The 24,974-nt window shown below is 69.4% G+C and carries 22 protein-coding genes; 15 read left to right on the forward strand and 7 right to left on the reverse strand.

Features of this window, described 5'->3' with window-relative positions; genetic code table 11:
- Positions 1 to 285 precede the first annotated feature (285 nt).
- Entirely contained in the window at positions 286 to 717 is a 432-nt protein-coding gene (locus tag ACOJUJ_RS21350) for a MarR family winged helix-turn-helix transcriptional regulator (protein ID WP_420128939.1), read from the reverse strand.
- Positions 718 to 870: 153 nt separating this feature from the next.
- Here ACOJUJ_RS21350 and ACOJUJ_RS21355 point away from each other — a divergent pair, with 153 nt between their 5' ends.
- Positions 871 to 1,386, forward strand: coding sequence for a DinB family protein (locus tag ACOJUJ_RS21355; RefSeq protein WP_420128940.1), 516 nt, complete (start codon positions 871 to 873; stop codon positions 1,384 to 1,386).
- 193 nt (positions 1,387 to 1,579) lie between these two features.
- Complete coding sequence (locus ACOJUJ_RS21360; protein WP_420128941.1) at positions 1,580 to 4,417, forward strand: M16 family metallopeptidase; 2,838 nt, start codon at positions 1,580 to 1,582, stop codon at positions 4,415 to 4,417.
- 251 nt (positions 4,418 to 4,668) lie between these two features.
- Here the strand turns inward: ACOJUJ_RS21360 and tyrS are convergent, their stop codons facing one another.
- The 3 genes from tyrS to ACOJUJ_RS21375 form a co-directional block, all read right to left on the reverse strand.
- A complete protein-coding gene (tyrS, locus tag ACOJUJ_RS21365; RefSeq protein WP_420128942.1) occupies positions 4,669 to 5,949 on the reverse strand; it encodes a tyrosine--tRNA ligase in 1,281 nt (426 codons plus the stop codon).
- Positions 5,950 to 6,235: 286 nt separating this feature from the next.
- Positions 6,236 to 7,567, reverse strand: a complete 1,332-nt coding sequence (locus ACOJUJ_RS21370; RefSeq protein WP_420128943.1) for an MFS transporter — start codon at positions 7,565 to 7,567, stop codon at positions 6,236 to 6,238.
- Positions 7,568 to 7,989: 422 nt separating this feature from the next.
- A complete protein-coding gene (locus ACOJUJ_RS21375; protein WP_420128944.1) occupies positions 7,990 to 8,550 on the reverse strand; it encodes a GNAT family N-acetyltransferase in 561 nt (186 codons plus the stop codon).
- 170 nt (positions 8,551 to 8,720) lie between these two features.
- On the opposite strand from ACOJUJ_RS21375, the gene ACOJUJ_RS21380 reads away from it, so the two are divergent.
- Together ACOJUJ_RS21380 and ACOJUJ_RS21385 are read left to right on the forward strand one after the other, a co-directional pair.
- On the forward strand, positions 8,721 to 9,173 hold the full coding sequence (locus ACOJUJ_RS21380; protein ID WP_420128945.1) for a PaaI family thioesterase: 453 nt from the start codon (positions 8,721 to 8,723) through the stop codon (positions 9,171 to 9,173).
- A gap of 86 nt (positions 9,174 to 9,259) precedes the next feature.
- The gene (locus tag ACOJUJ_RS21385; RefSeq protein WP_420128946.1) at positions 9,260 to 9,817 is read left to right on the forward strand and encodes a SixA phosphatase family protein; all 558 of its coding nucleotides are present in this window, start codon (positions 9,260 to 9,262) and stop codon (positions 9,815 to 9,817) included.
- A gap of 112 nt (positions 9,818 to 9,929) precedes the next feature.
- On the opposite strand, the gene ACOJUJ_RS21390 is transcribed toward ACOJUJ_RS21385, so the two are convergent.
- Positions 9,930 to 11,006: a murein hydrolase activator EnvC family protein gene (locus ACOJUJ_RS21390; RefSeq protein WP_420128947.1), complete on the reverse strand. Its 1,077-nt coding sequence runs from the start codon at positions 11,004 to 11,006 to the stop codon at positions 9,930 to 9,932.
- 145 nt (positions 11,007 to 11,151) lie between these two features.
- Here ACOJUJ_RS21390 and msrA point away from each other — a divergent pair, with 145 nt between their 5' ends.
- The 7 genes from msrA to ACOJUJ_RS21425 all read left to right on the forward strand — a co-directional run bounded on the left by msrA (position 11,152) and on the right by ACOJUJ_RS21425 (position 18,415).
- Complete coding sequence (gene msrA / locus ACOJUJ_RS21395; RefSeq protein WP_420128948.1) at positions 11,152 to 11,697, forward strand: peptide-methionine (S)-S-oxide reductase MsrA; 546 nt, start codon at positions 11,152 to 11,154, stop codon at positions 11,695 to 11,697.
- 603 nt (positions 11,698 to 12,300) lie between these two features.
- Positions 12,301 to 13,347: a M20/M25/M40 family metallo-hydrolase gene (locus tag ACOJUJ_RS21400; RefSeq protein ID WP_420128949.1), complete on the forward strand. Its 1,047-nt coding sequence runs from the start codon at positions 12,301 to 12,303 to the stop codon at positions 13,345 to 13,347.
- Between the two features lie 13 nt (positions 13,348 to 13,360).
- Entirely contained in the window at positions 13,361 to 14,119 is a 759-nt protein-coding gene (locus ACOJUJ_RS21405) for an ABC transporter ATP-binding protein (RefSeq protein ID WP_420128950.1), read from the forward strand.
- Positions 14,116 to 15,750 carry a putative ABC exporter domain-containing protein gene (locus tag ACOJUJ_RS21410; RefSeq protein WP_420128951.1) on the forward strand — a complete coding sequence of 545 codons (1,635 nt, stop codon included), beginning with the start codon at positions 14,116 to 14,118 and terminating at the stop codon, positions 15,748 to 15,750. The genes ACOJUJ_RS21405 and ACOJUJ_RS21410 overlap by 4 nt, the downstream gene beginning before the upstream one ends.
- 210 nt (positions 15,751 to 15,960) lie before the next feature.
- Positions 15,961 to 17,232, forward strand: coding sequence for a sialidase family protein (locus tag ACOJUJ_RS21415; protein WP_420128952.1), 1,272 nt, complete (start codon positions 15,961 to 15,963; stop codon positions 17,230 to 17,232).
- A 10-nt stretch (positions 17,233 to 17,242) separates the two neighbouring features.
- The gene (locus ACOJUJ_RS21420; protein WP_420128953.1) at positions 17,243 to 17,764 is read left to right on the forward strand and encodes a TlpA family protein disulfide reductase; all 522 of its coding nucleotides are present in this window, start codon (positions 17,243 to 17,245) and stop codon (positions 17,762 to 17,764) included.
- 303 nt (positions 17,765 to 18,067) lie between these two features.
- A complete protein-coding gene (locus tag ACOJUJ_RS21425) occupies positions 18,068 to 18,415 on the forward strand; it encodes a 4a-hydroxytetrahydrobiopterin dehydratase (RefSeq protein ID WP_420128954.1) in 348 nt (115 codons plus the stop codon).
- Positions 18,416 to 18,619: 204 nt separating this feature from the next.
- Here ACOJUJ_RS21425 and ACOJUJ_RS21430 read toward each other — a convergent pair whose 3' ends face one another.
- Both ACOJUJ_RS21430 and ACOJUJ_RS21435 read right to left on the reverse strand, forming a co-directional pair.
- Positions 18,620 to 19,120, reverse strand: coding sequence for a hypothetical protein (locus ACOJUJ_RS21430; protein ID WP_420128955.1), 501 nt, complete (start codon positions 19,118 to 19,120; stop codon positions 18,620 to 18,622).
- A gap of 82 nt (positions 19,121 to 19,202) precedes the next feature.
- Complete coding sequence (locus ACOJUJ_RS21435; RefSeq protein WP_420128956.1) at positions 19,203 to 19,874, reverse strand: ankyrin repeat domain-containing protein; 672 nt, start codon at positions 19,872 to 19,874, stop codon at positions 19,203 to 19,205.
- A gap of 63 nt (positions 19,875 to 19,937) precedes the next feature.
- Here ACOJUJ_RS21435 and ACOJUJ_RS21440 point away from each other — a divergent pair, with 63 nt between their 5' ends.
- The 4 genes from ACOJUJ_RS21440 to ACOJUJ_RS21455 all read left to right on the forward strand — a co-directional run bounded on the left by ACOJUJ_RS21440 (position 19,938) and on the right by ACOJUJ_RS21455 (position 24,864).
- Positions 19,938 to 20,402, forward strand: a complete 465-nt coding sequence (locus tag ACOJUJ_RS21440) for a MarR family winged helix-turn-helix transcriptional regulator (RefSeq protein ID WP_420128957.1) — start codon at positions 19,938 to 19,940, stop codon at positions 20,400 to 20,402.
- A gap of 719 nt (positions 20,403 to 21,121) precedes the next feature.
- Positions 21,122 to 23,935 (forward strand): M14 family metallopeptidase, encoded by a 2,814-nt coding sequence (locus ACOJUJ_RS21445; protein ID WP_420128958.1) that lies wholly within the window; start codon positions 21,122 to 21,124, stop codon positions 23,933 to 23,935.
- Between the two features lie 319 nt (positions 23,936 to 24,254).
- Positions 24,255 to 24,596 (forward strand): DUF4160 domain-containing protein, encoded by a 342-nt coding sequence (locus ACOJUJ_RS21450; RefSeq protein WP_420128959.1) that lies wholly within the window; start codon positions 24,255 to 24,257, stop codon positions 24,594 to 24,596.
- A gap of 10 nt (positions 24,597 to 24,606) precedes the next feature.
- Positions 24,607 to 24,864: a DUF2442 domain-containing protein gene (locus tag ACOJUJ_RS21455; protein ID WP_420128960.1), complete on the forward strand. Its 258-nt coding sequence runs from the start codon at positions 24,607 to 24,609 to the stop codon at positions 24,862 to 24,864.
- Positions 24,865 to 24,974 lie beyond the last annotated feature (110 nt).

Here is a 24,974-nt window from a genome sequence, read left to right on the forward strand (position 1 = left end):
TCCGGGGCTCATCTTTTTCTCTCCGCCGACAAAATTGTCATTCTGAGGGAGGCGCCGCGCGGTACTCTCCGTTCGCCCAGGAGCATGGCGCCGACCGAAGAATCTTTATGCTGAAACGGGAAGTTCTTTCCGTCACGAGTGTGTTCCCGGGCGTTGCCCGGAAAGGGGTTCCGCGCGAGGGGAGGGAGATTCTTCGGTCGCGCCGCTGACTCCGCCGCTTTTCCGAGAGCCCGACGCGGGCGCTCCCTCAGAGTCTGAATGACAGGTGCTTCCCCGGATTCCGTATTACCGGTCGCGCAGGCGCACCTGGGTGATCTCCTCGACGGCGCGCATGACGGCGTGAAAGCCCTGCACGTCGCGCGGGGTCACGCGCGAACGGATGGCCTCTTCCAGCTCCAGCAGGACGCGGTTGGACGCCTCCGCGTGCGCCCGCCCCTCGTCCGTGATGTGGATGAGGAAGGAGCGGCGGTCCGTGGGGTTCATCTCGCGGCGGATCAGGCCGTCCTTCTCCAGCCGGTCCAGGATGCTGGTGAAGGTGGACTGCTTGATGCCGAACACCCGCACCAGCTCGCCGATGGCCGCGGGCGCGTAGCTGTTCAGATAGCTGAGCAGGTGCCCCTCGGTCGGCGTGAGCCCGGGTTCGCCCGGCGGCGGCTCCAGGTACACGGAAAGCTGGCGCGACGCCTTGTGCAGCGGGGAAAGAAATTCCAGGGCCATGGAACGGATTCGCTCGGAAGCAGATGCTACGATTTCGTAAGATACGATGAATCCTCACCTTGCCGCCACAGGCTTGACGGATGGGGGCGGACGATACAATATATGGAAATCGAATAGTACGAGATCGTATCATTCACACGCGAGGAGATACCCATGAGCACCGCCGCACCGGCCACCCTGAGCGAGATTGCGATCTACCAGCAGCAGGCGGGAATGACGCAGGGCGTGATCCGCGCGAACACCGCCGGCCTCACGCAGAAGGACAGCCTGGTGCAGCCTCAGCCCGAGGGTAACTGCCTGAACTTCATCGTGGGCCACGTGGTGAACGTGTACGACAAGGTGCTGCCGCTGGTGGGGCAGGAGCCGGTGATGGGCAGTGCGGTCGCGCGCTACGAGCGAGGTTCCCGGCCGATCACGGATCCCGCGGAGGCGCTGCAGCTGAGCGACCTGCTGGCCGCGTTCGACACGCAGACGGAGCGATTCCAGGCCGGCCTCGCCACGCTGACGCCCGAGGCGCTGGAGCGCCCCATGCCCGGTCCCGATAGCGGCGGCGAGCTGACGGAGACCACGCGCTCGCTGCTGGGCACCATCCTCTTTCATCAGGCGTATCATGCGGGCCAGACGGGCGTGCTGCGGCGCATCGCGGGGAAGCCGGGCGCCATCCCCTGATCCCAACAGATGGGGGTACAGAGAAACAGGGAACGGCCAGAGGAACAGAGGACGATCGATTCCCTCTGTTCCTCTGGCTTTTTCTGTTCCTCTGTACCTTTCGCCGCTATGGTACGGAACCCGCACCCGGTCCGGAGGTAGCACCCCACGGCATCATCATCCGCGAAATCCACATCCCCGGAACTCGTTGTCCATGCGTATCTTGCGCGCTCTGCTGCCCGTCCTGGCGCTCGCCGCCTGCGCGCCCGGCGCACCCGCGCCCGCCGCGGGCCCGTCGTCATCATCGGCCGAAACCGCACCGGCGCCTAGGCTTCCGGCGCTGGTGGGGGACACGTCGGTCATCCGCGGCGTGCTGCCCAACGGGCTTACCTACTACGTGCGCCGCAACGCCGAGCCGCAAAAGCGCGCCGAGCTGCGCCTGGTGGTGAACGCCGGCTCCGTGCTGGAAGACGCGGACCAGCGCGGGCTGGCGCACTTTCTGGAGCACATGGCCTTCAACGGCACGCGCCGCTTCGAAAAGCACCAGATCGTCGATTACCTGGAGCGCGTGGGGATGCGGTTTGGCCCTGACATCAACGCCTACACCAGCTTTGACGAAACCGTGTACATGCTGCAGCTGCCCACCGACAGCGCGGGCGTGCTTGACACGGGGCTGCAGATTTTGCGCGACTGGGCCGACGGCATCGCCGTGGACACGGAGGAGATCGAAAAGGAGCGGGGCGTGGTGATCGAGGAGTGGCGCCGCTCGCGGGGCGCGGGTGCCCGCATCAGCGACCGCCAGTTCCCCTTTCTGTTCGCCGGGTCGCGCTACGCCGAACGGCTGCCGATCGGCGACCTGGAGACGCTGCGGACGTTTGCGCCCGAGACGCTGCGCCGCTTTTACGCGCAGTGGTACCGGCCGGAGCTGATGGCCATCGTCGCGGTGGGCGAGTTTGATCCGCGCGAGATGGAGGCGCGCATTCGCCAGGAGTTTGGCGGGATGCAGGCGAAGGAAGGGCCGGCGCGTCCGGAGATCGCCATGCCCTTCCCCGACAGCACGCGCTACATGGTGACGGTGGACGCCGAGGTGCCGCGCACCACCGTGGCCATGAACTGGATGCTCCCGGCCCAGCCCGACACCACGCCGGCGGAGATCCGCCGCGGGATCGTGGAGGGGATGTTCGCGGGGCTGCTGGGCGACCGGCTGCAGGACATCAGCCTGCAGCCCGACGCGCCGTTCATCGACGTGGGCAGCTACCTGGGCAGCTCGCTGCGGCCGGTGGAGACGTTCGCGCTGAGCGCGGCGGTGGCCGAGGGCGGGGCGGAGCGGGGGCTGGGCGGCCTGGTGGCGGAGCTGGAGCGCGCGGCGCGGCACGGCTTTACCGCGGCCGAGCTGGAGCGCGAGCGGACGGAGCTGTTGCGCATGTGGGAGCAGATCTACGCCGAGCGGGCGAAGACCACGAGCGGCGCGTACGCGGGAACGTACGCCGACCACTTTCTCCGCCGCGGCCCGCTGCGGACGATGGAAGACGAGTACGCGATGAACGCCGCCATCGTCCCCACCGTTACGCTGGAAGAGGTGAACGCCGCGGCCCGCCGCTACGCCGGGCTGCGCGACCGCGTGGTGCTGGTGAGCGGGCCGGAGCGCGCGGGGCTGCAGCGGCCCAGCGAGGCGCGGCTGGCGTTTGTCGCCGACTCCGTCGTCCGCTCCGATCTGGCGGCGTACACCGAAACGGTGTCGGACGCGCCGCTGCTGGCCAGCGCGCCGGCGCCGGGGCGGGTGGTGGAAACGGATTCCACGGCGGAGATCGGGGTGATCCGCTGGACGCTGAGCAACGGCGCGCACGTCGTCCTCAAGCCCACGGACTTCAAGGACGACGAGATTCTGTTCGCCGCGACCAGCCCCGGCGGCCTGTCGCTGCTTCCCGACAGCGCGCACCTGTTCGGCCGCACGGCGACGGCGGCGGTGCAGCTGGGCGGGGTGGGCGGGCTGTCGCTGACGGACCTGCAGAAGCGGCTGACGGGAAAGGCGGCGTCGGTGGGCCCCAACGTAAGCGACCTGACGGAGGGGATGAACGGATACGCGGCGCCGCGGGACGTGGAAACGCTCTTTCAGCTCATCCACCTGTACTTTACCCAGCCGCGGCGCGACACCACGGCGTGGGCGGCGTACCTGCAGCGCGGCCGAGAGTCGCTGCGCAACCGCAACGTGACGCCCGAGTCCGCGTTCGGCGACACGCTGACGGCCATCCTTACGCAGGGGCACCCGCGCAGCCGGCCGTTCACCAGCGCGGTGTTCGACTCGCTGGACATCGACCGCTCGCTGGCCATCTACCGCGAGCGCTTTGCCGACGCGGGCGACTTTACCTTCTACTTCGTGGGCACGTTCAATCCCGATTCGCTGCGGCCGCTGGTGGAGACGTACCTGGCCAGCCTGCCCGGCACGGGAACGCGCGAGACGTTCCGCGACCTGGGCATCCGCCCGCCGTCCGGGGTGGTGGAGCGCACGGTGCGGCGCGGGGTGGAGCCCAAGGCGCGCACGGTGCTGATCTTTACCGGTCCCGCGGAGTTTTCGCGACAGGCCACGGCCGACATCGGCGGGCTGGCGGCGGCGCTGGAGCTGCGGCTTCGGGAGAAGCTGCGCGAGGAGCTGGGCGGCACCTACACGGTGGGCGTGGGGGGAAGCGTGGGGCGCGACCCCTATGCGCGCTACAGCCTGAGCATCGACTTTGGCTCGGCGCCGGAGCGGGTGGACGAGCTGGTGCTGGTGGTGATGGCGGAGATCGACACCGTACGCGCCGTGGGCGTTCCGCAGGACGTGATCGACAAGGTGCGCGAGTCGTTCCGCCGCTCGCGCGAAACGGAGATGCGCGAGAACTCCACCTGGCTGGTGCGGCTGATGACGTACGACCGCAACGGCTGGGACCCGCTCCAGATCACGGAGAACCTGGCCGCCACCAGCATCACCGCGGAGCGCGTGCGCAACGCCGCGCGGCTGTACCTGGACCCCGCGCGGCGCGTGCAGGTGTCGCTGGTGCCGGAGGGGCCGTAGGCCTCACCCCGGCTCGTTCCTCGCCTGCCCCTCTCCCACAAACCGCGTGGGAGAGGGGATACACGGCACGGGCTGGGAAGCGTTGAAATGACAGTTTTTTGTGTTCTTTGAAGTTGAAGCCCCGCCTGCCGACGCGTGAGCGTCGTCAGGCGGGGCTTGTCGCTTTTCCAGCAGCGGGTTTACCCGCTCATCCCGCGGTCCCGGTCATTCCACGGGGTTGGCTCGGCTCCGGGCCGAGCCCGCTCCGCCCGTCACACCAGCCGCACCACGTGGTTCTGCTTCTTCCCCTTTCGAAGCAGCAGAACCTGGCCGTCGATGGCTTCGCTGGCGCGGACGCGGTGCTCGGGGGTGGGGACGCGCTCGCCGTTCACGGAGATGCCGCCGCCCGCGATCAGCCGGCGCGCCTCGCCCTTTGACGCCGCGACGCCGCTCTCCGCCAGCAGGTCCACGACCGCGATCCCGTCACCGTCCAGCCGGTCGCGCGCCACCTCCGTCGAAGGGACGTCGGAGAACACGTCCAGCAGCTCCGCCGCGGGCAGGTCCTGCGCGGGACGGCTGCCGAAGAACACCGCCGTCGCCCGTTCGGCGCGCTCCAGCCCCTCATCGCCGTGCACCATGCGCGTGACCTCCTCCGCCAGCCGCCGCTGGCCGGTGCGCGCGGCGGGGTCCGCCTGGTGCTCCGCCACCACCCGCGCGATCTCGTTGACCGGGATGACGGTGAAGAACTTGAGGTAGCGGTCCACGTCCGCGTCTTCGGTGTTCAGCCAGAACTGGTAGAAGCGGAAGGGCGAGGTGCGCTCCGCGTCCAGCCACACCGCCGTCCCCGCTTCGCTCTTGCCGAACTTTACCCCGCTGGCGGTGGTCACCAGCGGCATGACGATGCCGTTGACGTGCTTGCCGCGCGTGCGGCGGATAAGCTCCATCCCCGAAGTTACGTTGCCCCACTGGTCGCTGCCGCCCATCTGCAGCGTGGCGCCGTGCCGGTCAAACAGCTCGCGGTAGTCGAACGCCTGCAGCATCGAGTAGGCGAACTCGGTCACGGACAGGCCACCCTCGTTCTCCATCCGCAGCTTTACGGACTCCTTGGCAAGCATGTAGTTGATGGTAAAGTGCTTGCCCACGTCGCGCAGAAAGTCGATCAGCGACAACCCGCCCAGCCACTCGTGGTTGTCGACCAGCAGCGCGCCGCCCTCGCCGGAGAAGTCGACGAAGCGGCCCAGCTGCCCGCGGATGCTGTCCACGTTGCGCTGCACGTCCTCGCGGGTGAGCAGCTGGCGCTCGGCCGTTTTGCCGCTGGGATCGCCGATCATCCCGGTGCCGCCGCCCACCAGTGCGATGGGCCGGTGTCCGGCGCGCTGCATCCGCGCCAGCGCCAGCACGGGGAGCAGGTGGCCCACGTGCAGGCTGGGCCCGGTGGGATCGAAGCCGATGTAGGCCGTGAGCGGCCCCGCGGCCAGTGCCTCGCGCGCGCCCTCGCTGGCGCCGTGGATGAGGCCACGTGCCTCCAGATCCTCAAAAAAATCGCTCGTCATCTCAGTCGTTTCCGCACGGGCCGCCGTTCATCATTCATCCCAAGCCGTTAAAGATGGGGCATGGTGCGAGAAATGACACCCCCGCACGTGCGGCAAGATCAAAAAGAAGATCGCCTCACACGGAGTCAACGGAGTTAACGGAGTGTTCTCGTGCCGGTTCCGCTGGCCCTCGTGTGCATCCTTTTTCCACCAACAAGGAATGGATAGAGCACGATCCAGGACGGGCGCCTCGAACGAACTCCGTTAACTCCGTTGACTCCGTGTGAGGCCCCATCTTTTCTGTAGTTTACGCCGCCGCGTCTTCGGCCAGGTCGCGGCCCTTCCACTCGGGGAGCAGCAGCGCACCGATGATGGCGATGACGAAGAACGCGGCGAAGGTGCCGAACACGGCTTCGCTGCCGCCCGCGTTCAGCAGCGGCGGCACGCAAAGGGGAGCGATGATGCTGGCGATGCGGCCAAATCCCGCGGCCCACCCGGCGCCCGTCGCGCGGATGGCGGTGGGATACACCTCCGGCGTGGCCGCGTAGACGGCGCCCCACGCCCCCAGGTTGAAGAACGAGAGCAGGCACCCGGCGACCAGGATGGCGTCGCGCGAATCCGCCATGGCGAACAGCACCGCCGCCCCCGCCGAGCCCGCCAGAAACGCCGCCAGCGTGGGCCTCCGTCCCCACTTCTCAATCAGCCACGCCGACACGGCGTACCCCGGCAGCTGCGCCAGCGTGATGATGAGCGTGTATTCAAAGCTCTTCACCAGGCTGAACCCGCGCCCCGTGAGCAGCGTGGGGATCCAGATAAAGGCGCCGTAGTAGGCAAAGTTGATCCCGAACCACACCAGCCACAGCGCCAGCGTGCGCCGGGCGAGCGGCCCGCGCCACAGCTCGCGCAGCCCCACCGACGCACTCGTCACGGGCTGCGGCGGCGCGACCCGCTCCGGGTGCGGCACCCCGGCCGCGGCTTCGAAGCGGCGCACCACCGCCTCCGCCTCGTCCGTCTTGCCTTTGCGCTCCAGGAAGCGCACGGATTCAGGCAGCGCGCGCCGCACGATCCCGGAGTACAGCGCCGGCAGCGCGCCGATGGCGAATGCCCAGCGCCAGCCGTTGTCGGAGCGCGGGATGACGTAGGTGCCGATGAGCGCGGCCAAAATCCATCCCACCGCCCAGAACGCCTCCAGCATCACCACCAGCCGTCCGCGAATGCGCGCCGGGGCAAACTCGCTCACCAGCGTGCTGGCCACCGGCAGCTCCGCCCCCAGCCCGAAGCCAATCAGAAAGCGGAAGAAGAGCAGCGACGCCACCGACCACGAGAGCGCCGCCGCGCCCGTCGCCACGCCGTAGATGAGCAGCGTGGCCGCGAACACAAAGCGCCGTCCCACGCGGTCGGCCACGCTGCCGCCCAGGCTGGCCCCCAGTGCCATCCCCACAAACCCGACGGAGCCGATCCACGACAGCGTGGCGCCGTCCAGACTCCACTGCACGGCGAGGGAGGCCATGACAAAGGAGATCAACCCCACGTCCATGGCGTCCATGGCCCACCCCGCGCCGGAGATCACCACCAGACGGCGATGCAGGGGCGTGAACGGCAGCCGGTCAAGGCGTTCGGAGCGGGTTGCGTTGGCCATCGGGAAAGTGCGTGAGTGCGTAAGTGCGTAAATGCACATTTAGAAATGCCTAGCACGCTGCGCCAGCGAGGGCCCTCACCCGCTCGCTTAGGCTCGCACCCTCTCCCGCAAACGGGAGAGGGTATAAACGTCACACACGCCGGCGGTGCGCGCCCTCTGTTGCGAGGCTTGTCGCCGCCACCGCGCCCCCGCCGCGCACAGGCCTCAGCTGATCCGAGCAGGTGAAGCCGCGCCGGGCGAGCTCCGCGAGCCCAGGGCGGGGCTTATGGCATCTCTAGCCCCGGGCTAAAAATCAGGGTGGTCGGGAGGGCGGCGGTTCCTCCAGGACAGCGATATTCAACCAGCGACGCTCACCACCCCTTCCCGAACTCCATGGCCCGCCAATCCACGAAGGTGGATTTCGTGTGGTTGTTGCCGCGAATTTATTCGCCCGTGCGGGGCTCCGGCTCGGGCTCCACCTCGCGCACCAGCACGTAATCCAGCTCCAGGCTGTTTCCGAAGAGATAACCGTTGCGGCCAACCTCACGGAAACCCTCTTTCGCGTAAAAGGCCATCGCGCGAGGGTTGTGCTCATACACCATGAGCCAGACGGTGCGCGCGCCAATCTCCCGCGCCTGGGCCAGGGCGGCGTCCATCAGCCGCTGCGCAATGCCGCGCCCGTGCCATCCCTGGTCCACGTAGAAGCGGGCGATCTCCACGGCGTCGGCGTCCGGCACGCACGACGGGGGCTGGCCGCGGCGGATCTGCGCGTATGCGGCCGCGCGCCCACCCGCCTCCGCGAGCAGCGTGGTGATTCCGGGGTGCGCGATCTCGGCCGACTGCTGTGGAACGCCGTAGGAGCGCGCGGTGTGCAACGCCAGGTCGTGCGGATCGCTGCCGCCGGCAAACGCATCCACGAACGTGCGTAGCGCAAGCTCCGCCACCACGGGGGCGTCGGCCGCGACGGCGCGGCGGATGGTCAGCTGCTCGGGATCGGTCGTCATCGTCAGGCTTTGTGGATCGGGATGCGCGCGCGATGACGATTCCGCGCGCGGGGCCGTGGCGCAAGAGCAATCATCCATCCACCTTTGCCACAGCCGCCGTCCCGGTGCAGATTTCCCCTCTGCGCCGGTGCCGTTGCTGGCTATTCCCTATTCCCTGTTCCCTATTCCCTGTGTCCTTCGTCCCGCAGGATCCCGACTTCGAGGCGCGCGTGCGCCGCAGCTTTGCCGCGCAGCGGGTGATGGAGACGATCGGCGCGCGGCTGGCGCGGGTGGCGCCGGGCGAGGTGGACGTGGAGCTCGCCTTTCGCGACGACCTGACGCAGCAGAACGGATTTCTGCACGCCGGCATCGTCAGCACCGTCCTGGACAGCGCCTGCGGATACGCCGCGTACACGCTGATGCCGGCGGATGCCGGAGTGCTGAGCATCGAGTTCAAGGTGAACCTGCTGGCGCCCGCGGTGGGCGAGCGGGTGATCGCGCGGGCGCGGGTGGTGCGCGCGGGGCGAACCATCAGCGTCTGCACGGCGGATGCGTTCGCCATCCGCGACGGCGCCGAGCGCCACGTCTCCACCATGACGGCGACCATGATGACCGTCCCGACGCGCGAGAACGCGGGCGGCTGACCATCCGCATCCCGATGCATTATATTTGTGGATTCGATCGACATCCGCCGCATCCACCGGCTCCATCCTCCCGACCCCATCCACCGATGCGCAACCTGCTTCGTCCGTTCTTGCTGACCGCGCTGCTGCTGGCCGCCGCGCCGCTCGCCGCGCAGGATTCCACCGTGGTCGTGGTGGTGCGCCACGCCGAAAAGGCGGTGGTAGAGGCCGGCAACAACGATCCGCCGCTCAGCGAGGCCGGCACGGCGCGCGCGGTCGCGTTGCGCGATGCGGTGGAGGGGATGCGCTTTGACGCGGTAATCGCCACGGACCGCCAGCGGACGCAGGCCACGGCGCGGGCGGTGATGGAGGCCCAGGGGCTCACGCCGGAGATCGTGTCGCTGCGGTACGGCCCGGCGCACGTGGATTCGGTCGCGGCGGCGGTGCGGCGGCACACGGGGCACACGGTGCTGGTCGTGGGCCACAGCAACACGGTGCCCGCCATCGTGCACGCGCTGGGCGGGCCGCGGCTGCCGGACCTGTGCGAGCCGCAGTTCTCCCACCTGTTCGTGGTCGTGCTGAAGCCCGGCGCCGAACCTCGCGTGGACCACCGCACCTACGGCGCGCCGGACCCCGAGGGCGCCGACGTCTGCCCGGCGCACTGACGCCGCCCATCCGCGCGAATGACGCCGGCCGCCCCCTGATGCACAGGGTGCGGCCGGCTTCTTTTTGTCCGCGCAGGCGGACAGCGTGACGTGGTAGCCGCGACTTCAGTCGCTATTGAGGACCTCGCGCGTCGATGATGTCGCCGGTGTCTGTCTGGCCGTTGGGCGCGGCGACCCAGCCGCTGCCGCGGCGGACGCGGATGCCGGGGAAGTACGAGGGCAGCCCCTCGGCGCCGTGTTCCACGCCGGTGACCAGCTGGTAGTGCAGGTGGGGAAAGAGCGAGCTGCCGGACGATCCCACGCGCGCCACCGCCTGCCCCTGCCGCACGTCGTCGCCCGGGCGGACGGTTACGGACCCCTGCCGCAGGTGCGCCAGCACGCTCATCTCGCCGCCGCCGTGGTCGATCACCACGTAATTTCCGTACATCACCAACTCGTTCGCGCACAGCGCCGAGATGTCGAATTCGCCGTTGTCCGGCTCCGCGCCGGTGGCGGCGATCACGCGTCCGGCGGCCGGCGCCCGCACCTCGGCGCCCCAGCCGTGCCACTGCGCGTGCGACGTTCCATCGCCCGTGTGCAGGCTGTCGTCCGCGCCCAGCGGCACAAAGTCGTAGCTGTAGCGCCCCGGGTTGCTGGTGATGCAGTTCTCGCGCAGCACGGGGTGCGCAAAATCCCACCGCCGGTGGTGCGAGTAAAAGTCGTGGCCGTCCCACACCAGCACGCGGCCGTGCACCGGCATCGCCAGTGGCGTTCGGGGCTGATACGGACGCGGCTCCACCGTCACCGACACCACGGACGATGCCGGGCTCTCCGCGCCGCGGGGCTGCAGCTCGATGTCGTACTTCAGCCGCGCCAGCCGCACCTCGCGGGGAAACTCGAAGAATGGGTTGAAGATCAGCCCCTCCGCGCCGGGCGCGAACGAGCGCATGGGCGCCAGCGTCTGCACGCTGGGGCTGGGGCCGTTCTGGTTTACCAGCTTGCGGATCTGCAGCCCGCCGGCCTCGTCGTAGACGGACACCTCGATGCGCGTAACATCCATCGTATCCGCGCCCGTGTTGCGGACCACGAAGTCAAAGTTCAGGTACTGCGACGCGCCCTCCTCGATCCACACCTGCGCGGGGGCGACACGCACCTGAACCGTCGGTGTATCAAGCGGTGCGGCGGCAAAGGCCAGCAGAAGCGAAAGCATCGTCGGATCGTACGGGGGATGATGGGAACGGCCGAGACGCCGCCGTACGGTGCCGGCGCGCGGCTCGTTTCATGTATGGAGATGCGGACGTTGCGCGTGCCGCCGCCGCGGGCAGTATGCGTTCAACCTTTGGTGGAGGCGGAGGATGGAGAACAATCAGCGTGAAGTGGCCACGCTTGCCGGCGGGTGCTTCTGGTGTCTTGAGGCGGTGTTCGACCAGCTGCGCGGCGTGGAGAGCGTGGTGAGCGGATATGCGGGCGGCCACGTGCCCAACCCGTCGTACGAGGCGGTGTGCGCCGGGGTCACGGGGCACGCCGAGGTGGTGCAGGTGACGTTCGACCCGGCCGAAGTCTCGTTCCGCGAGATCCTGGAGGTGTTCTTTACCATCCACGATCCCACCACGCTCAACCGTCAGGGCGCGGACGTGGGCACGCAGTACCGCTCCGCCATCTTTACGCACGGCGAGGAGCAGCGCGCCACCGCTCGCGAGGTCATCCGCGACCTGGAGGCCGAAGGCGTGTGGGAGGAGCCCATCGTTACGCAGGTGGAGCCGATCACGGAGTTCTACCCGGCCGAGCGGTACCACCAGGACTACTACGCGCGCAACCCGCGCCAGGGCTACTGCCAGGTGGTGATCGCGCCCAAGGTGAGCCACTTTCGCAGCAAGTACCTGGCGAAGCTCAAGAAGTAGGGTCCGCCTCGCCTGTGTCTCCGGAGAGGGAGCGTGCGTAGGAGCGTCGGCGGGGATCTCGATAGCGTAGCGTTCTACGGGGTCGCGTTGTGCCCGGACCCGTCACCCCCCGGCCCCTCGCCCGCGAACGGGTGTATGGTCCGGGGACAGGCGTAACGGATGTTCCCGATACATCGGTAACGCTTCTGGGTTTTGAGTGTGTGAGGCGAAGCCGCGTAGCGGCGCAGCCTCACACACACTCGGCGGACACCGGCTGCACCCTCAGGTCCAGCTCTCGGACCTGCTGCTTGCAGTAGTACACCTGTACGCGTCCTTCCTCCTTGCCAGGCCGCACGGTCATCCGCTCGCCCTCAAACGCTCTTCCTGTGCGCCACTCGCGACCGCGGTAGCTGATCCGGTCCCAGTCCCTTCCGCACCCCTCGGCCACCACCCCTCCCCCGAAGTAGGGGCCCGAAGTTGGGGCAGGGGTCGCCAGCCGTCGCGAGGAACGGCGTAAGGCCTGGCGGGGGAGAGGGCCCTCCAACGCGCGGCGTTGCAGGGGAAGCGCGGTGCGGCCCATATTTGTTTCTCCGCGTTGCGCCACACCACCTGATCCCGTCGATCATGCGCCCATCCCATCTTTCCGGTCTCCTTGCCCTCGCCGCGCTGGCCGCGTGCACCCGGGCCCCCGCGCCCGCCACGGCGCCCCAGCCCGCCGCGCCGGCGGCCGCGACGCAGGTGCGGCAGGCGGACGTGCGCGAGCAGCTGGAGGCGCTGGCGGCGGACAGCATGGAGGGGCGCGCCACCGGCTCCGCGGGCGGCATGCGCGCGGCCGTCTACCTGGCGCGCCGGCTGGAGGCCATGGGCGTGCAGCCCGCGGGCGACATGGCGTACTTTCAGCTCGTCCCCGTTGCGGAAAACGGCGGGCGGCTGCGGCTGATGGAGTCGCTGGACGCGCTTGCGGAGGTTCCGGCCGAGCAGCGTCGCCAGGCCTTCAACGTGATCGGGATGGTCCCCGGAAGCGATCCCGCGCTGCGCCACGAGGCCGTCATCGTCGGCGCGCACTACGACCACGTGGGGATCGGGCGGGCGGTGGACGGCGACAGCATCTACAACGGCGCGGACGACGACGGCAGCGGCAGCGTGGCCGTCCTGGAAGTGGCCCGGGCGCTGGCGCGCGGGCCGGCGCCCAGGCGCACCGTCGTCTTCTTCTTCGCCACGGGCGAGGAGGTGGGGATGCTGGGGACGCGCTGGTACCTGCGGCACCCGGTGGTGGCGCTGGACAGCACGGTGGCGGGGCTGATGATCGAGATGATCGGCCGGCCGGATTCGCTCGCGGGCGGGCCGGGGCGCGCGTGGCTGACGGGATACGAAAGGTCGACCGTGTCCCAGATCCTGGCGGGCGCGGGCGTGCCCATCGTCCCCGATCCGCGGCCGGACCAGGACTTCTTCAACCGCAGCGACAACACGCCGTTCGCGCTGCAGGGGGTGCCGGCGCACGCGCTGTCGTCGTTCGGGCTGCACGCGGACTACCATCAGCCGGGGGACGAGACGGAGCGCATCGACTGGGACCACATGACGCGGGTGGTGCAGGCGGCGATGGACGCCACGCGGGCGCTGGCGGACGGGCCGCGGCCGCAGTGGGCGCCGGGCGGCCGCCCCACGCGCTGATCCGCATCGCCCGATGATCGACGTTCGCGAGCTCATCAAGCGCTACGAGGGGCGCATCGCCGTGGACCGGCTGAGCTTTGCCGTGCAGCCCGGCGAGATCCTGGGGCTGGTGGGGCCCAACGGCGCGGGAAAGACGACCACGCTGCGCGCCATCGCCGGCATCCATCCCCCCAGCGGCGGGACGGTGCACATCGCCGGGTTCGACGTGGAGCGGCAGCCGATCGAGGCCAAGCGCCGCCTGGGGCTGATCCCCGACGAGCCGCAGCTGTTCAGCACGCTGACGGTGTGGGAGCACCTGGACTTTACGGCGCGCGTGTACGGCGTGCGCGAGTGGAAGCCGGCGGCGGAGCGCCTGCTCGCTGAGCTGGAGCTGGCGGAGCGCCGCGACAGCATGGCCGACGAGCTGTCGCGCGGGATGCGGCAGAAGGTGGCCGTGGCCTGCGCGCTGCTGCACCAGCCGCAGGCGCTGCTGCTGGACGAGCCGCTGACGGGGCTGGACCCGCGCGGCATCCGCACGCTGTACGACCTGCTGCGCCGGCGCGCGGCGGACGGCGCGGCGGTCATGCTCAGCTCGCACCTGCTGGGGCAGATCGAGGGGCTGTGCACCTCGTTCCTGGTGGTGCGGCAGGGGCGGCTGCTCTTTCACGGCACGCGCGACGAGCTGCGGGCGCGCTACGCGGAGCAGGTGGGGCCCGACGCCACGCTGGAGGACATCTTCTTCCACCTGACGGAGGGGCCCGCCGCGCCCCCGGCGGCGGGGGCGGCGGCGTGAACGCCGGGCTGCGCTACCTGCTGTGGGCGGGGATCCGTGGCGTGATGCGGCGGGCCGGGCGGCGGATGCGCACCTTTCGCGGGTTCGTCTCCGCCATCATCGGCCTGCTGTTCTTCGTCTTTGTCGTCGCGTCGCAGCTGATGGCGCTGCAGGCCTCGGGCGGCGTGGCGCGGCAGCACGACCCCGTGATGCAGGGCTTTTCGCTGGCGCTGCTGCTGTTCATGATCCCCGCGCTCGTTGCGGCGGACGCGCCGTTCTACTGGCCGCAGGAGGTGCAGTTCCTCTTTCCCGCCCCGCTGCGACGGCGCGAGCTGCTGCTGTACGCCCTGGTGAGCCGCGGGTGGGTGCAGCTGTTCAGCGGCATCTGGCTGGGGCTGGTGGGGATGCGGATGGCGGTGCGCCCCGCGGCGGCCATCCCCGCGGTGATGCTGGCCGTGCTCTGGCTGTTCGTCCTCACCCAGCTGGCGGGGCTGCTGAAGCTGGCCGTCGGCGACCGCCTGCCGCCGACCGTGGCGCGCGCGGTGCGGCCGGCGCTCTACGCCGGCATCGCCGTGGCGGGGTGGCTGTTCTACCGGGAAGCGCAGGAGGTGGGGTTCGGGATGGCGCTGGGCGACCTCATTGCGTCGCGCGGCGTGCAGCTGGCGATGCTTCCGGCCCGGCCTTTCGCGGAAACCTACGCGGCGGAAACGGCGGGCGCGGTGCTGGCGTGGTCGGCCGCCAGCGTGGCGCTGGTGATGGCGACGGCAGGAGCGGCGCTGCTGATGCGGGTGGACTTTCGCGAGCGGTCGCTGGTTTCCAGCGCCAGGCGGTTCGAGCGCATCCGGCGCATGCGGCGCGGGCGCGGCGGTCTGGCCAGCGCGGCGGTACCCAGGAATCGCTGGCTGCCCGTCCCCTCCTTCGCCTTTCTGGGCGCCGCCGCGCCGATCGCGCGGCGGCAGGCGTACGAGCTGGGACGCGGGCTGCAGACGCTGGGGGCGCTGGCGTTCATGGCGGGGATGGCGTTCTTTTACGTGATCGGCCTTCCGCGCTGGCTGGGCTCGGAGGGTTCCGGCGAGCTGGGAACGTCGCTGGTGGTGCTGGCGGTGGCCTTTCCCCTCTTTGGCACCGGCTCGTTCTCGGTGGATTTTCGCCGCGACGTGGAGCGCATCGGCTACCTGCGCTCGCTGCCGCTGCGCCCGGTGACGGTGGCGGTGGGCGAGGTGTTCGTGGCGGCGGCGATCATCGCCCTCGTGAACCTGCTGCTGCTGGGGATTGCGGTGTGGATGGTCGACGCGCCGGTGGAGCCGCGGATGGGGTTGCTGGCGGCCGCCGTCGCGCTCCCCGTCGCCTGGCTGGCGGTGACGCTGGAGAACTGGCTTTTTCTCCTTTTTCCCACGCGCATGCAGGCAGACGGCGGCCAGCAGAGCGCCTTTGTGGGCAAGCAGCTGATCAAGCTGTTCTTCAAGCTCGTTCTGCTTGGCATCGTGGTGGTTGCGGCGGGGCTGATGGGGATGGCGGGCGGGTGGGTGGCGGATACGGCCGGCGCCGCGGCGGGCGCGGTGATCGTGGTCGCGCTGGCCTGCTGGGGCGCGACGCTGCTGTTGGCTCGGGCGTACCAGAGCTTCGACCTGACGGTGGATACGCCGGCGTGACGGGTGAACGGGTGAACGGGTGATGGGGTGTGATGGTGTGATGGTGTGATGGTGTGATGGTGTGAGTCGGGTCTCCCCTCTCCCGCGCGGTTTGCGGGAGAGGGGCCGGGGGTGAGGGGTCCGCGCGCAGCGCGACGCCGTTGCCCTGCACGCCGATCACAGCTTGCAAGCGATGGTGGGGGTAGATCGAAACCGCGACGCGGACGACGCATGACATCGACGGAAACTTTGCGCTATTTCTCGGGCGTGTGCGCCCTGGCGGCGGCGGTGATGCTGGCTTCGTGCGGCGAGCGGGCGGGCGAGCACGGCGGAGCGCCGTCATCCGCCGGCATCGTGGTTACCGAACTCGAGCTGAACGCGGCGCCGGGGAGCGGCGAGCCCAACCTGACGGTGGGGCCGGACGGGCGCGCGTACCTGTCGTGGATCGAGCCGGCGGCGGACAGCGCACACGCGCTGCGCTTCGCGGTGCTGGAGGACGGCCGCTGGTCCGCCCCGCGCACCATCGCCAGCGGGCGCGGCTGGTTCGTAAACTGGGCCGACTTTCCCTCGCTGGCCGTGCTGCCGGGGAACCGGATGGCCGCGCAGTGGCTGCAGCGCGGCGGGGAAAGCAAGTATGCTTACGACGTGCGCGTGGCCGTGTCGGCCGACGGCGGGGTGACGTGGACGCCGGGGGTGACGCCGCACACGGACGGCACGCAGACGGAGCACGGCTTCGTAAGCATGTGGCCCGCGCGCGGCGATTCGGTGGCGCTGGTGTGGCTGGACGGCCGCAAGTTCAAGCCGTCCGCGGACGAGCACGCCGCCGGCAACGAGATGACGCTGCGCTACACCACCATCGGCGGGGACGGGCGCGCGGCGCCTGACCTGGAGTTGGACGGCCGCGTGTGCGACTGCTGCCAGACGGGGATGGCCATGACGGGACGCGGGCCGCTGGTGGTGTACCGCGACCGCTCGGCGGCGGAGGTGCGCGATATCTACGTTACGCGGATGGTGGACGGCGCCTGGACGCCCGGCCAGCCCGTGCACGCGGACGGCTGGGTGATGCCCGCTTGCCCGGTGAACGGCCCGCAGGCGGCGGCGGAGGGCGACCGCGTGGCCGTGGCGTGGTACACGGGCGCGGACAGCACGGCGCAGGTAAAGGTCGCGTTCTCCGGCGACGCGGGCGCCACCTTCGGCGCGCCGGCGCGGGTGGACGGCGGCAACCCCGAAGGCCGTGTGGACGTGGTGCTGCTGGATGACGGCGGCGCGCTGGTCAGCTGGATCGAGCGCACGGGGGAAAAGGAGGCGGAGGTGCACGTTCGCCACGTAGGCGCGGATGGAACGATGGGGGAGCCGCGCACGGTGGCGGGATCCAGCTCCGCGCGTTCCAGCGGATTTCCTCGCATGGTCCCTGCGGGCGAGCACCTGGTGTTCGCCTGGACCGCGCCCGGCGACCCGTCGATGGTGCGCGCCGCGCGCATGCCCCTCTCCGACCTTCGCTAAGATCGTGACGATGCGCTGGACGACGAACCTGCCGCGAATCGCCTGCGCCGCGCTGCTGCTGGCGGCCTGCGGCGACGCGCCCGGCGGCGCGGTGCGGACGGGCGCCGAGGCCCCCGCCTACGCCGCGGAGACGCTGGACGGCGAGCGCGCGTCGCTGGCGCTGCTGCGCGGCCGGCCGGTGCTGCTGAACGTGTGGGCCACCTGGTGCCACCCCTGCCGGCAGGAGATCCCCGCGCTGGAGGAGCTGCACAAGACGTACGGGCCGCGCGGCCTGCACGTGGTGGGGGTCAGCATCGACCAGGGCGACCAGGAGCAGGGGATCCGCGAGTTTTTGCAGGAGTACGGCGCCAGCTACCCCATCTGGCTGGACCCCGACGGCGAGATCGCTACCGCGTACAGCACGATGGGCGTGCCCAACACGTTCCTGATCGGTCCCGACGGCACGCTGCTGTGGAAGCACGTAGGCCCCGTGACCGCCGACAACGCCGAGCTTCGCGAGCTGATCGAGAAGTCGCTGCCGGCGGCATCCTGAAGGCGATCCGGGTCTGATTCCTGAGGCTGAGAGGGTGTTGACCAACCCTCGAGAAGCGTTGACTTCCTGAGCCTGAGGGAGGCGCCGCGCTGCGTCCTGCTTGTACGAAGGATTTTGGCGCTGACCGGAGGATCTCGCCGGCAGCACCTGCAGGCTGGATCGATGACGCGTAGCCAGCTCCGCGACGGCCGCAGACTAGATCCTTCGGTCGCGCGCAAGCGGTCGTGTGGGATGAAGTTCGGTGTGGCGCTCCCTCAGGAAATCAATCCGGGGGGAGGTTGGCGATACATCCTGGGAGTGATGATGACGGAGCTTGCGAGCCAGAAATGCGAACCCTGCCGCCGCGGCACGCCCACGGTGACTGCGGAGGAGATGGAGGTGCTCAAGCCGCAGGTGCCGGAGTGGGCGGTGGTGGAGCGTGAGGGGGTTCCGCGATTGGAGCGCGTCTTCGAGTTCCCGGACTTTGCCCGGGCGCTGTCGTTCACCAACCGCGTCGGCGAGATCGCGGAGGAAGAGGACCATCATCCCGCGCTGCTGACGGAGTGGGGCCGCGTCACCGTCACCTGGTGGACGCACGAGGTCCACGGCCTGCACCGCAACGACTTCGTCATGGCCGCCAGGACGGACGAGATTGCGCGAAGTCGGACGTAGGCTGTCATCGCTCGGCAGAGCGCGGATGAATCCGGAAAAACAAGATCGGTACAGAGGGAGGGAAAAAAGCCAGAGGAACAGAGGTGATCCGCATTCCTTCCTCTGTTCCTCTGGATGTTGTCGGTTCCTCTGTACTCTGACCTCTGTTTCTGTAGTCCGATTCGAGACTGTCCAGAAGCGCCACGTCCCCGGCACCCAATCCGTTCACTCCGGTACGGCGGCGTCGCGGAGGCGGCGGTGGCGGTCCTGGCGCTCGGCCGCCTGACGCGCCTCGTCCAGCCGGTTCAGGCGGTTGAGCAGGCCGATCAGCCGCTCGTAATCCACCGCCAAAACGCGGTGGTTGGGATCAGGGCCGGCCTCCTCCACGCGGATGCCGGCCTGCAGCGCGTCCGCCGCCTCCCAGTCGCGCCCCTGCGACAGCAGCGCATCGGCCAGCGCCATGTGGTAGCGCACCTCGTTGGGCACCGCCTCGATGGCCAGCCGGTAGCGGTCCGCCGCCTCGCTCCAGCGGCTCTGGCGCCCCAGGCTTACCCCTTCGTCGAACAGGCGCCGCGCGCGCTGCATCCGCTGCACCGCCTCTTCCGCCGGCGAAACGGCGACGGGAGGCGGAGGCAGCGGGGCGGGGGGCGGCGCCACGGGCTGGCGCGGATAGCACGCGACCAGCGCCAGCGGGACAAAGGCCAGGAGAATGCTGCGTACCTGCATGATTTTCCTGCGATACCTGCGCGACGGGTGAACGGCCAACACTACCGCGGGCGTCCTACCCCGTCAATCGGCTGGAGTGGCGTCACGCGGCAGCGCCCCTGGCGCGCAGGTGCTCCACCACGTGCGCGTGCCCCCGCTCCCGCGCAAAATCCACGGGGCGGCGGCCGTCGTCCGTGGCGGAATCGGGCGCCGCTCCACGCTCCAGCAGCAGGTCGATGATCTCCACGATGCCGCGGTTGGCGGCGGAGTGCATGGGGGTGAACCCGCCGTGCTGCCGTGCGTTCACGTCTGCGCCCGCCTCTACCAGCAACCGCACCCCCTCGACCCCCATGGGTCCGGAAAGGCCGGCGTGCAGCGGCGTGTTACGCAGCGCGTTGATTGAGAGCGCGTTGGGATCGGACCCGCGCTCCAGCAGCAGCCGCACCGCCTCGGCGTGGCCAAAAAAGCCGGCCAGGTGCAGCAGGGTCCATCCATCGTGCGTAAAGCGGGTGACCAGGCCCGGCTCCGCGTCCAGCGCCGCGCGCAGGCGATCGACGTCGCCCAGCGCCGCCGCCTCCACGCCGTCCGGCTGGCGGCCGTGCGCCAGCAGCAGCTCCGCCAGGTCGCGGCGGCCATGGTACAGCGCGATCATCAGCGGGCTGTCACCGCCCTCTTCGCGCGCGCCGGCCGCGTCGGGATCGGCCTCCAGGATCGCCCGCAGCCCGCCCGCATCGCCCGCTTTTACCGCCTCGATCATCCGCGTCGCCACGCTCATCAAAATCGCTCCCGTGGAATCGTGCAGCTTGCTTCGTTAGCGAAACTAAATATACTGTAGATCATGATCGATACGGACGCAAGACTTTCGGATTCGGGGGATGCGGACGCGCGGGCGGAGCGGCTGGCGGACCGGCTGCACTCCGCCAGCATTCACCTGCTGCGCCGCCTTCGCCGCCAGGACGATGCGTCCGGCGTAACGGCGCCGCACCTGTCCGCGCTGTCGGTGCTGGTGTTCGGTGGCGCGCGGACGCTGGGCGAGCTGGCGCGGGCCGAGCAGGTGCGGCCGCCGTCGATGACGCGCATCGTCCGCAACCTGGAGCGCGACGGGCTGGTGAAGCGCGAGCCGCACCCGGACGATCGCCGCTCCGTGCGCCTGCGCGCCACCGGCGCCGGCCGCCGCCTGCTGGAGGAAGGCCGCGCCCGCCGCGTGCACTCCCTCGCCGACCGCCTGCACGCCCTCTCCGCGGACGAGCTGGAGTGCCTGGAGCGCGCCGCGGAGCTGATCGAGGGGATCGTGCGGGAGTAGGGGGGAGGGGGGGCGACTTCCGAAGCCGGCGCGACCCGCGGGCCCTCTCCCCCGCCCGGCCTTTCGCTCGTTCCTCGCGACGGCGGGCGACCCCTCCCCCAACATCGGGGGAGGGGTTGTCGTTTCGGCCGGCCGCGTCGCGGCACGGCTAGTCTGGTGCCGCCGCGGGCTTCCGCGTGCGTAATCGCCCCGCCACTCGGCAGCCGGACGTTCGCGTCACCCCTCTCCCGCGCGGTTTGCGGGAGAGGGGCGGGGGTGAGGGGTCCGCGCGTAGCGCGACGCCGTAGAACCGTCTTGTACCCACAGCCTTCCGAAGCCAGTGCGACCCGCGGGCTCTCTCCCCCGCCCGGCCTTTCGCTCGTTCCTCGCGACGGCGGGCGACCCCTCCCCCAACTTCGGGGGAGGGGTTGGGCGTGGGCCGACAGGGCGACGCGCTCCGGATCACTTTTCGACGGCTCCGCGGTAAGAACGGCGCTCCGGACGTGCGGCTCGCGTCACCTCTCCCCCGAAGTTGGGAGAGAGGCCGGGAGAGGGGGCCGCCGGCGGATGCAGTTCGATGCCTGCCGAGGCGCGGGAGTGGTAGCCCCCATCCCTCCATCCCGCTAAAAACTTGACACACCCGAACGGCCGTTCGATTCTACCGGTATCCACACACAGCAGCGAGCGGCGCGGCCCCCGGCGGCGCCCCTCGGCAAACCGGCGGAAGGAGCGGTTCGCCTTTGATCCCGTCCCCCAGTACACGGCGCGCGCCTGCCCTGGCGCTCGCGCTGGCCCTGTTCGCCGCGGGCTCCGCGGACGCACAGCAGCGGCTAACCACCCCCGAGCAGCAGTTCGGCCACCCCATCGGCGCCGACTACGAGCTCCCCAACTACCAGGACCTCGTCGCCTACTGGCAAAAGCTGGACGGCGAGAGCGACCGGATGACCCTTACCGAGATCGGCCGCACCGAAGAAGGGCGCGCCCAGGTAATGGCCATCGTCACCAGCCCCGAGAACCACCGCAACCTGCAGCGCTACCGCGAGATCAGCCGCACCCTGGCCATGGGCCAGGTGGATTCGGCCACGGCCGCGGGGCTGGCGGCGCAGGGCAAGTCGGTGGTGTGGATCGACGGCGGGCTGCACGCCACCGAGGTGCTGGGCGCGCAGCAGCTGATGGAGACGCTGTGGCAGATGGTGAGCCGCGACGACCCCGAAACGCGGCGCATTCTGGACGACGTCATCATCCTCTTCGTCCACGCCAACCCCGACGGCATGGACCTGGTCAGCAACTGGTACACCCGCAACCCCAACCGCGAGGCCCGCTCGACCGCGTGGATTCCGCGGCTGTACCAGAAGTACATCGGCCACGACAACAACCGGGACTTCTACGCCTCGACCCAGGCCGAGACGGAGAACATGAACCGGGTGATGTACCACCAGTGGTTCCCGCAGATCGTCTACAACCACCACCAGACGGGCCCCACGGGGACGGTGATGTTCGCGCCGCCCTTTCGCGATCCGTTCAACTACGTGTACGACCCGCTGGTCATGACCGGCATCGACATGGTGGGCTCGGCGATGCACAACCGCTTCATCGCCGAGGAAAAGCCGGGCGTGACCACGCGGCGCGGGGCCAACTACTCCACCTGGTGGAACGGCGGCCTGCGCACCACGACGTACTTTCACAACATGATCGGGCTGCTGACGGAGACCATCGGCAACCCCACGCCCATGAACATCCCGTTCGTCCCCAACCGGCAGCTGCCCAACGCCGACCTGGTGTCGCCGATCGCGCCGCAGAAGTGGCACTTTCGCTCGTCCATCGACTACTCGGTGACGGCCAACTACGCGGTGCTGGACTACGCCTCGCGCTACCGCCAGACGCTGCTGACCAACTTCTGGCGGATGGGGCGCAACTCGGTGCAGCGTGGGCGCGAGGACAGCTGGACCGTGTACCCGCGGCGGGTGGACAGCGTCCGCGCGGTGATCGCGGCGTCCCGGCAGGGGCAGCGCTCCGAAAGCAACGCGGTGATGTCGGCCGGCGGGCTGTTTGGCGGCGCGCCCAATCCCGAAGAGTCGGCGCGGTACCTGGCGCTGCTGCGCACGCCGGAGTGGCGCGACCCGCGGGCGTACGTCATTCCCTCGGACCAGGACGACTTTCCAACCGCCACCAAGTTCGTCAACGCGCTGCGGGAGAACGGGATCCAGATCCATCGCGCGACGGCGTCGTTCTCCGTGGGCGGCAAGACGTATCCCTCCGGCTCGTACGTGGTGCGGCTGGACCAGGCGTTCCGTCCGCACGTGCTGGACATGTTCGAGCCGCAGGACCACCCCAACGACTTTCTGTACGAGGGCGGGCCGCCCATCCCCCCGTACGACAACGCCGGGTGGACGCTGGCGTACCAGATGGGCGTGCAGTTTGACCGCGTCCTTGAGGCGCTGCCGGCGCAGGCGCCGCTGCGCGAGGTCACCGAGTGGAACCTTCCGGCGCCCGAAGGACATACCGCCGCGCCCCGCTGGGCCCCCACGGGCTACGTGATCTCGCCGCGCCAGAACGACGCCTTTACGGCGGTGAACCGGCTGCTCAAGGAAGGCGTCTCCGTCTACCGCATGACCCGCGCGGGCGAGCGCGGCCAGGGCGACGCGGGCGACTTCTGGATCCCCGCGCGTGAGCTCCGTTCCTCCACGCGGTGGATGGACTCGCTGGGCCTGAACGTCGAGGCCTCCAACCGCATGCCGGCGGGCGCGGTGGCACTGCGGCCCGTGCGCATTGGCCTGGTAGACCGCTACGGCGGCATCATGCCCAGCGGTTGGACGCGCTGGATCTTCGAGCAGTTCCAGTTCCCGTACACGGTGGTGTTTCCGCCGGAGCTGGACGCGGGGAACCTGAACGCCAGGTACGACGTGCTGGTCTTTGTCGACGGCACCATCCCCGAGCGCGACCCGCGCGGCGGCGGCATGGCGTTTCTCCCCAGCCCCGACGCGATTCCCGAGGAGTTTCGCGGGCAGCTGGGCAACGTGACCATCGAGCGCACGGTCCCCAGGCTGCGCGAGTTCCTGGAGGCCGGCGGCACGGTGCTGACGATCGGCGGATCGACCATCCTGGCGAAGCACCTGGGGCTGCCGATCGAGGACCACCTGGTCGAGGCGGGGCCAGACGGGCAGCCGCGCCACCTGCCGCGCGAAAAGTACTACATCCCCGGCTCGCTGCTGCGGGTGACGGTGGACAACGACGCCCCGGTTGCCTGGGGGATGCCGGAGCAGGCGGACGTGATGTTCGACGACTCGCCCGTCTTCCGTCTGGGTGCCGGCGCCGAGGCGGCGGGGATCCGGCGCATCGCCTGGTTCGACACGCCGGCGCCGCTGCGCAGCGGCTGGGCGTGGGGGCAGGAGAACCTGAACGGTGGCGCGGCGATCGTCTCCGCGCCGGTGGGCCAGGGCACGCTGTACCTGTTCGGCCCGGAGATCGCCTTCCGCGCCCAGCCGCACGGCACCTTCCGCCTGCTCTTCAACGGCCTGTACGAGTCCGTCACGGACGACGCGCAGCGGCCGTAAGTACGGGCAGGCAGGATCTGCACGAAGGAGCGGGGCACGCGGAATCATCCCGCGTGCCCCGCTCCGCTTTTTCGTGCAACCGATCCGACGCCGTTTTCTCACCTGTGTCCCGTGAGTATCGATTTGAGGCCTTCGGATCGCCATCCACGGGCGGTCGGGCCACCCAAACGCAGCAGGCTGAATCCACAAGTCATTCGCAGCAAAGCCGTTGCAGCAAGGCCGCGCCTGTCGGGAAGTGGGCCCGTGAGCTGTCGTGTCGTGATTGTAAGATTTTCCGGCTACCGCCCTATACTGGCTTCTGCACTGACGTGCCGCTTCCATGGGCCAGTTGAAAGGCTGGCGCAGATGCCGATTTCTGGAGATACTCGATGAATCCAGGATTTGCGTATTGCCGGGGCTCGCGATGCCGACCGTGAGCCGCTTCTTCGGGATTGTGGTTTATATGAACTACAAGGATCACAGTCCGCCCCACTTTCACGCGCGGTGCCAGCGTGAGGAAGTCCTGATCGACATTCACACGGGCGCCGTTACGGGAGAGATGTCACGAACGGCACTGCACATGCTGCTTGTGTGGGGCGTGCAGTACCGGGAGGAACTGCTGGCGAATTGGAGCCGGGCGAGGCAGCACCTTCCGCTCGTGCCCATTCCACCGCTTACCTGAGGAGCGAGTGATGTTGTTTCTGCACGTGGATCAGGTGCACGCGCTGGAGGGGTATACGCTTCGGCTCGAGTTCAACGACGGCGCGACCAGGGACGTAGACCTTTCCGACCAGCTCCATGGAGTGGTTTTCGAGCCGTTAAAGGACATGGCCTTCTTTCGTCGTGTGGCCATCAACTTCGAAACCGGGACGATCGAGTGGCCCAACGGTGCTGACTTTGCGCCGGAGTTTCTATACGAGATCGGTCGCGCGGTGCATCAGGTGGCGTAACACAAGCCCGGAATGCGGGGCGGCTGCCGATGACACGAGCGGGGCGCGACCAAGAAAAAGCAGGCCCCCCGCCACATAATTTGTCAATATAAAACAGCCCTAAAATAAAA

The organism is Longimicrobium sp. (assembly GCF_048594345.1).
In the GTDB taxonomy this organism is placed as follows: Bacteria; Gemmatimonadota; Gemmatimonadetes; order Longimicrobiales; family Longimicrobiaceae; genus Longimicrobium.

Excerpts from the sequence above, each read along its gene's own strand:
- ACOJUJ_RS21370 (WP_420128943.1), bottom strand. The coding sequence starts at position 7,567 with ATGGCCAACGCAACCCGCTCCGAACGCCTTGACCGGCTGCCGTTCACG.
- ACOJUJ_RS21455 (WP_420128960.1), top strand. The coding sequence starts at position 24,607 with ATGTTGTTTCTGCACGTGGATCAGGTGCACGCGCTGGAGGGGTATACG.
- ACOJUJ_RS21360 (WP_420128941.1), top strand. The coding sequence starts at position 1,580 with ATGCGTATCTTGCGCGCTCTGCTGCCCGTCCTGGCGCTCGCCGCCTGC.
- ACOJUJ_RS21405 (WP_420128950.1), top strand. The coding sequence starts at position 13,361 with ATGATCGACGTTCGCGAGCTCATCAAGCGCTACGAGGGGCGCATCGCC.
- ACOJUJ_RS21350 (WP_420128939.1), bottom strand. The coding sequence starts at position 717 with ATGGCCCTGGAATTTCTTTCCCCGCTGCACAAGGCGTCGCGCCAGCTT.
- ACOJUJ_RS21440 (WP_420128957.1), top strand. The coding sequence starts at position 19,938 with ATGATCGATACGGACGCAAGACTTTCGGATTCGGGGGATGCGGACGCG.
- ACOJUJ_RS21450 (WP_420128959.1), top strand. The coding sequence starts at position 24,255 with ATGGGCCAGTTGAAAGGCTGGCGCAGATGCCGATTTCTGGAGATACTC.
- ACOJUJ_RS21415 (WP_420128952.1), top strand. The coding sequence starts at position 15,961 with ATGACATCGACGGAAACTTTGCGCTATTTCTCGGGCGTGTGCGCCCTG.
- ACOJUJ_RS21390 (WP_420128947.1), bottom strand. The coding sequence starts at position 11,006 with ATGCTTTCGCTTCTGCTGGCCTTTGCCGCCGCACCGCTTGATACACCG.
- ACOJUJ_RS21420 (WP_420128953.1), top strand. The coding sequence starts at position 17,243 with ATGCGCTGGACGACGAACCTGCCGCGAATCGCCTGCGCCGCGCTGCTG.
- ACOJUJ_RS21400 (WP_420128949.1), top strand. The coding sequence starts at position 12,301 with ATGCGCCCATCCCATCTTTCCGGTCTCCTTGCCCTCGCCGCGCTGGCC.
- tyrS (WP_420128942.1), bottom strand. The coding sequence starts at position 5,949 with ATGACGAGCGATTTTTTTGAGGATCTGGAGGCACGTGGCCTCATCCAC.
- ACOJUJ_RS21425 (WP_420128954.1), top strand. The coding sequence starts at position 18,068 with ATGACGGAGCTTGCGAGCCAGAAATGCGAACCCTGCCGCCGCGGCACG.
- ACOJUJ_RS21435 (WP_420128956.1), bottom strand. The coding sequence starts at position 19,874 with ATGAGCGTGGCGACGCGGATGATCGAGGCGGTAAAAGCGGGCGATGCG.
- msrA (WP_420128948.1), top strand. The coding sequence starts at position 11,152 with ATGGAGAACAATCAGCGTGAAGTGGCCACGCTTGCCGGCGGGTGCTTC.
- ACOJUJ_RS21385 (WP_420128946.1), top strand. The coding sequence starts at position 9,260 with ATGCGCAACCTGCTTCGTCCGTTCTTGCTGACCGCGCTGCTGCTGGCC.
- ACOJUJ_RS21375 (WP_420128944.1), bottom strand. The coding sequence starts at position 8,550 with ATGACGACCGATCCCGAGCAGCTGACCATCCGCCGCGCCGTCGCGGCC.
- ACOJUJ_RS21355 (WP_420128940.1), top strand. The coding sequence starts at position 871 with ATGAGCACCGCCGCACCGGCCACCCTGAGCGAGATTGCGATCTACCAG.
- ACOJUJ_RS21430 (WP_420128955.1), bottom strand. The coding sequence starts at position 19,120 with ATGCAGGTACGCAGCATTCTCCTGGCCTTTGTCCCGCTGGCGCTGGTC.